This window comes from Acidocella sp. (assembly GCF_035535915.1).
GTDB lineage: Bacteria > Pseudomonadota > Alphaproteobacteria > Acetobacterales > Acetobacteraceae > Acidocella.
Genome location: NZ_DATLPB010000110.1, coordinates 35,031 through 41,296, shown reverse-complemented (window position 1 = coordinate 41,296; position 6,266 = coordinate 35,031). Strand labels below are relative to the sequence as shown.

At 62.8% G+C, this 6,266-nt stretch carries 5 protein-coding genes; 1 reads left to right on the top strand and 4 read right to left on the bottom strand.

Annotated elements, in window-relative coordinates; all coding sequences use genetic code 11:
- Positions 1-152 precede the first annotated feature (152 nt).
- Both pabB and VNC39_RS14720 read right to left on the bottom strand, forming a co-directional pair.
- On the bottom strand, positions 153-1,484 hold the full coding sequence (gene pabB / locus VNC39_RS14725; protein ID WP_325400404.1) for an aminodeoxychorismate synthase component I: 1,332 nt from the start codon (positions 1,482-1,484) through the stop codon (positions 153-155).
- Positions 1,485-1,541: 57 nt separating this feature from the next.
- On the bottom strand, positions 1,542-2,735 hold the full coding sequence (locus tag VNC39_RS14720) for a GGDEF domain-containing protein (protein WP_325400403.1): 1,194 nt from the start codon (positions 2,733-2,735) through the stop codon (positions 1,542-1,544).
- 569 nt (positions 2,736-3,304) lie between these two features.
- Here VNC39_RS14720 and VNC39_RS14715 point away from each other — a divergent pair.
- The gene (locus tag VNC39_RS14715) at positions 3,305-3,514 is read left to right on the top strand and encodes a dodecin (protein ID WP_325400402.1); all 210 of its coding nucleotides are present in this window, start codon (positions 3,305-3,307) and stop codon (positions 3,512-3,514) included.
- A 148-nt stretch (positions 3,515-3,662) separates the two neighbouring features.
- Here the strand turns inward: VNC39_RS14715 and VNC39_RS14710 are convergent, their stop codons facing one another.
- Positions 3,663-4,925, bottom strand: coding sequence for a type III PLP-dependent enzyme (locus tag VNC39_RS14710; RefSeq protein WP_325400401.1), 1,263 nt, complete (start codon positions 4,923-4,925; stop codon positions 3,663-3,665).
- Positions 4,926-5,387: 462 nt separating this feature from the next.
- Complete coding sequence (locus VNC39_RS14705) at positions 5,388-6,128, bottom strand: response regulator transcription factor (protein ID WP_325400400.1); 741 nt, start codon at positions 6,126-6,128, stop codon at positions 5,388-5,390.
- Between the last annotated feature and the right edge of the window lie 138 nt (positions 6,129-6,266).

Here is a 6,266-nt window from a genome sequence, read left to right as displayed (position 1 = left end):
AGGCAAGGGAAGCAAGCACTACTTTTTGTGAACAAAAAGTAGCAAAAAAACTTTATTATGCTGGGCCATGGGCGTTGGCCCCGACACAGCCCATGGCCCAGCACAAACAAAAGTTTTTGGTGCCGCTTTTTTCAAAAAGCGGCTGCTTTCTTTCATTCGTTGCCAGCCGCCAGCAAGGGCGCCGCTTTCAGCCGCATTTCCGCATATTCGGCCGCGGGGTCGCTGTCCCACACAATCCCACCGCCGGCCTGGGCGAACAGGGCCTCCTTGGTGGCAACGATGCTGCGGATCATCACCGAGCTGCCCATTGCGCCGTCGAAGCCGAGCCAGGCGAGCGTGCCGCAATAGGCGCCGCGGGCGGCGGTTTCGATTTCGTCGATGATCTGCATGGCGCGATATTTCGGCGCGCCGGTGATCGACCCGGCGGGAAAGCTGGCCCGGAGCAGATCGATGGCGCCGAGGCCGGGCTTGAGCCGGCCTTCGACGACCGACACCAGATGCTGGGCGCTGGCGAAACGCTCCAGCGCGCAGAGCGACGTGACTTTCACGCTGCCGGTGGCGCAGACGCGGCCGAGATCGTTGCGCATGAGATCCGCGATCATCAGGTTCTCCGCGCGGTCTTTGGGCGATCGGCTGAGTTCCTGGCCCAAGGCTTCGTCCTCGTCCGGGGTCGCACCGCGGCGAATCGTGCCCTTGATCGGCCGGGTTTCGACCCTCCCGTCCGGGGCAAGGCTGAGAAAGGCCTCGGGCGAGGCGCTGATGATCGCCACGTCGTCGTCGCAGCTCAGAAAACTGGCGAACGGCGCAGGGCTGCGGCGGCGCAGCGCGGCATAAAGCCCGGCGGCGGAAAATTGTGCGGGGCGGCGCGCCCGGAAGCGGTGCGTGAGATTGGCCTGAAAAATATCGCCGGCGCCGATATAGGCCCGCACTTGCTCGACCCGCGCGCGATAGCCGGCTTCGGTCCATTCCGGCTGCCAGTCCAGCGCCACGGCCGGCGGCAGTTTCGCCGGTCGCGCCAGTCGTGCCGCGAGTGCCGCGAGGCGCTGGGCGGCGGGCGCGCCCGGCCGGTCATGGCCGATGAACCAGAGGCGGCGGCTGCGATGGTCGAAGCCCAGCACGGTGTCGTACAGGCCGAACCAGGCATCGGGCAGGCCCGCCATGCGCGGATGGCGGGTGGCGATGCCCGCCGCGGCGACGCCGAGCTCATAGCTGAGGAACCCGACCGCGCCGCCGATGAAAGGCAGTGGCGCGGTGGCCAGGGGGCGCGCCGGGCGGTGGCGGTCCAGCCAGGCGGCGAGGGGGATGAAGGGGTCGCCGGACCCGGCGGGGAGGCTGAGGATCGAGACCGGATCCAGGCAGAGATAGGAGATGCTGGCGCGCGGATCGTTCGTGGCCGCGCTGTCGAGAAACGCCACATAAGGCTCGCCGGCGCAGGCGGCGAAGCTGTCGAGGGGGGCGCGCCAGGGGAGCTCGGTGACCAGCATCGGCCCCCGTTTCGCACAATTGCGTAGGGCGATCCATCGGCCGCGGGCCGCGGCAGGTCAGGGGCTGGCGGGGAGCAGTTCCGGACGCTCCTGGAAATCCGCCGCGTGGCAGGCCCGGTCGCGCCCCTCTTTTTTGGCGCGGTACAAGGCCCGGTCGGCGGCTTCCAGGAGCGCGGTTGCGGTCATCTGGTCGGCCTCCGGCGTCAGCCAGGCGACACCCACGCTGACGGTGACGAAACCGTTCGGCCGCCTGGCATGCCTCAGCCGCAGGTCGCGCACGGCCGTCAGCAGGCGCGTGGCGACCACGTGCGCCGCGCGGGCGCCGGTGTTGGGCAGCAGAATGGCGAATTCCTCGCCGCCATAGCGGCCGACCATGTCGCCCGGCCGGCAGGTCGCCAGAAACACGTTGGACAGCGCCCGCAGGCACTTGTCCCCCGCCGGATGGCCGTAGAGGTCGTTATAGCCTTTGAAATCGTCGGCATCGATCATGATCAGCGCCAGGGTGCGGCCATTTTTGACGGCCCGGTCGAAATGCCGATGCAGGCTTTCCTCGAAATGCCGCCGGTTGGCGACCCCGGTCATGAAGTCGCTGCGCGCCGCCAAATGGTGCCGCCGATCGGAGACTTCCTTGCTCAGCGCGATCAGGCCCAGGCCGAGCAGGATGGTGAAGACGAGGACATCGATCATAACCGGTACGGCGCCCGGCATGTGCAGGAAGGGCGGGTTGCCCGAATGGGCGTTGCCAAGGTCCATCCGGACGCGGCTCACGGCCATCAAAGCCTGGAGCGCGTACAGGCCCAGCAGCCAGCCGCGGATGCCGAGCGCGCCCAGGCGCATCAGCCAGATCTCGCGCATGGTCAAGAGAATGAGTGTCACGACGTAGAGCCCCGAGATGCCGATGCGCAAATCCATGTTGTCGCGGAGCTGAGGGGTCAGGCACACCACGCCCCAGGTCACGATAGGTGCCAGGGCCACGTCGAAGCGGGCCGGGCGCATGCGCAGGGTACGGCAGCCGGTCCAGATGGCCCCATAAAAGGCGAACACCAGCGCATTGCCGATGATGATGGCGGGTAGGAAGGGCAGGAGTGCGCGGCTGACCAGGCCGAGACAAGACAGCAAGCATGCCGCCGCGATCCACAAAATCGCCTTCTGGCCGCGATCCTGCAGCCAGATCGGCACACAGGCGATGCTCATCACCGACAGTACCAAGAGCGTGGCGAGAAGCAGCGTTTTCGGATCCAGGGTTATCATCGTCACTATCTACCAATCAGTCCCGACCTGGAACCGAAATTTTTCATAAAGCTAACGAAACGTTATGTCACGTTAATTCTTTTGAGGTTCTTTTGTGGTCTATGCGTTTGGTCAAGTCATTTTAATTTTTTCCGCTATTTTGCTTGATATTCTATTATGCATTGTTAATTTATTGCGACATTGGCGTGGTCGCCTTGTCTTGGGGCTCTCGTGTGTAGTGCATCATGTGGGGTACGGGAAGGAAAACTTCCTGGTTATTGTTTGATTTTTCTTCAGTGTGGATGAGGTTTTATATAGAAAAAATATCGAAGATAATTATTTCGAATGAAGAATATTACATTTCTATTTGCGGTGGTTGGCGTGATGGTGCGGAAAATTTTTGGTTGTCTTCTGGGTTGTTGGTGTGAATCAACTTATGCGTGAAGCACGATTTTTTGATGTGGCGGGTTTCTGTTTAAAAATGAACGGTGTGGAGCTAATCAAGTTGCAGGTTCTTGTCTTTCGAGGGGCTGCCCGGCATGGTGGCCTGTCTTGCCTGTCGCGACCGGATAACTCGAGGAGAATCCGCTATGTCCCAACATGTTTATAAAAAAATCGAATTGGTCGGCTCGTCGTCGGAGGGGATCGAAGAGGCGATCAGCAGCGCCATTTCCCGTTGCGACGAAAGTGTGCGCAATCTGCGCTGGTTTGAAGTAACGCAGATTCGCGGTGAAATTGCCGGTGGCAAAATCGCTTATTACCAGGTGGCGCTCAAGGTCGGCTTCACCTTGGACGAATAGGCTCATTCATATGGCGTGAGCCAACATCACCCGGCCGGCTCGACTCATGCGGCCCTGCGCGCAGGCATGGGGGCGGCGCGCCATGGCCGATAACCGCGGTGATCGAGCGGCGCGTCGCCAACAACCGAGGCCTCACGGGGGCGTGGTGTCAGGCGGCGCGGGCGATGGCTGATTCCACGGCCTCATAGCCGGCGGTTTCCAGCATCGCCGGATCGGACACTTCCACCAGCGTCGCGCGGTCGAACCCGTTGAACGCCGTGCGCAGGCAGGCGCCGTAAGCGCCGAGCTGGCCGATTTCGATCCAGTCGCCTTCGGCCACATCGTCCGGCAACATGAACGGGCCGCGCATCACGTCGAAAGAATCGCAGCTCGGTCCGAACAGGCCGAACGCGGCGAGCGGTGCTGCGCCGGCCTCATGGTTGGCGCGGAGCAGCTTGGTGGGGAAGCGGAAGCCGAGCGCCCCGGCATCGGCGAGTGCGCCGTACACGCCGTCATTCACATACAGCATGTTGTGTTTGCGCAGCTGTACCTGCACCACCACGGACCCGCCACCGGCCACCAGGGCGCGGCCGGGTTCGGCCCAGAGTTTCACGCCGCGCAGGCCGAGCTGCTCGAACGACGCGGCGATCTCCGTCATGAAAGCGCCGAGGGGCGGCGGGGTTTGGTCCGGATAGGCGACCGGAAATCCGCCGCCGACATCGATCACATCCACCGGCACACCGGCGCGCTGGATGGCCAGCCCGGCCAGGGCCATCGCGTCGCGCCAGGCCAGCGGATCCAGGCATTGCGAGCCGACATGGAAGGCGATGCCGAGCCGGCCGGCCACCGGCCGCGCCGCCTGCAGCAGCGCGACCGCGCTGTCGAGCGAGGCGCCGAACTTGCTGGAGAGATCGATCGCTGCCTTGGTTGCGGGCAGGGCCAGGCGCACGAACAGGCCCGGCCGGCCCGAGGTCGTGCATTCGCCGGTGATCTCAAGGATTTTCTGCAATTCGGCCGCGGAATCCAGCACGAAATCGCGGACGCCGTGGACCAGCCAGGCTTCGCGGATCGCCGCGCGGCCCTTGACCGGGTGCATGAAATGAATGTCCGCGTCGGGAAACAGGCGGCGTACCAGCGTGACCTCGGAGATCGAGGCGCAGTCGAAATGCCGAACTCCGCCGGCCCAGACGGCGCGCAGGACCGCCGGCTCCGGGTTGCATTTCACCGCATAGAGCACGTCGCCGGGGAAGGCGGCGATGAAGGCGGCGGAGGTGGCGGCGATCACCTCCGGGCGCAGGCAGTGCAAAGGTACTTCGGGGCGGAGCCATTTCACCATGTCGGCGACGCAAGGCCGCGCGCTCGCGGTGTCGGGTCGAAGCGAGATGAAATGGTGCGGCGGACGCACGGTTTCGTATTTCTGAATCAGGCTCATGGCAAAAAATCCTCGCAAACCCTCGGCCGGCCGGTGCCAGGCCGCGACATGTCTAGAATATGGGAACAGCCGCGCGTCAGCTCAGGCTGTGCCGCGGTGTCTCGGATATGCGCGGACTTCGCATCGATAACGTCCGGTCAACCAACATAGCCGTCTCCCAATTGATCCCGGTCCTGCGGACCGACCCTCGACCTACCAGGATGCGTCTCGTCGTTGCTGTACCTCGGTCGCCCAGGTTCGCGGCACGTGCGATGCATCAAGCTTTCCGTGAAAGCCGAAGCGGACTTAGGGCAGTTTTGTTTCGATGTGATACGTTAAAAACTCATAGCGGAGGCCGAATTTTTGGGGCACTCGGCGCCTCCGGTCGCGAGGCTGCCGGGCCGCCGCGCGGCGATCCTTCAGGCGCGCCGGCACACAGGGATTGCCAGGCCGGGCGGGGCTGGAAGGCTTGCGGGACGGTGCCTAGGCGATGGCCCGAAGCGGTTGGGGCGCCGGCAGGGGATGACGCGCCTTTTCGCGTCTGGCATCCGGTTGATGGTCGATCACCATATAGCCGCGGCCCCAATTGGTCTCGATGAAATCGTCGACGCCGAGCGATTGCAGCTTCTTACGGATCTTGCAGATGAAGACGTCGATGATTTTCGGGTTCGGTTCGTCGAGCCCGCCATAGAGATGGTCGAGGATCACTTCCTTGCTGAGGACCGCGCCTTTGCGCAAAGCGAGGATTTCCACGATCTGATACTCTTTTTTGGTGAGCGTGACCGGCTTGCCGTTGGCGTAGATCTTTTTCGCGTTCATGTTGATTTCGACGGCGCCGATGCGCAGCGCGTTGTCCTGGAAGCCGTGGCTGCGGCGAACCAGATTTTGCACTTTCATGAAAATTTCTTCGTGCGACAATGCGTCGACGATCAGATCGTCCGCCCCGGTCTGGAGCACGCGCAAGCGTGCGGCTTCGGTCATATTGCGGGTGATCGCGACCAGTGGCGCGCGCACGCGGGTCTGGCGCAGATTCCGCACGAGGTCGAGTTCGCCCATCCGCTGCTCGGACAAGCGCAGCAGGATTACGTCGTACTCATAGAACTTCACCAGATCGAGCGCCTCGTCCACGTCGTGTGTCTCATCGACGACGGCCAGACGTGAACGCAGGAACGGGGTCAACGGGTCTTTTTTGTTGGATATTGCTTCAAAAGAGAGAATTTTCACATCAGCCTCCGTTTTGTTAATGCAACGATACAACTCGGAGGGGTGGGCGTCAATCATTTTGCGCTAGAATCGCGTGTCGCGTGCAAAAATTAAGAATATATCGCCGAAATTTATCGCCTTTAGGTTGCGCCGCGCCGA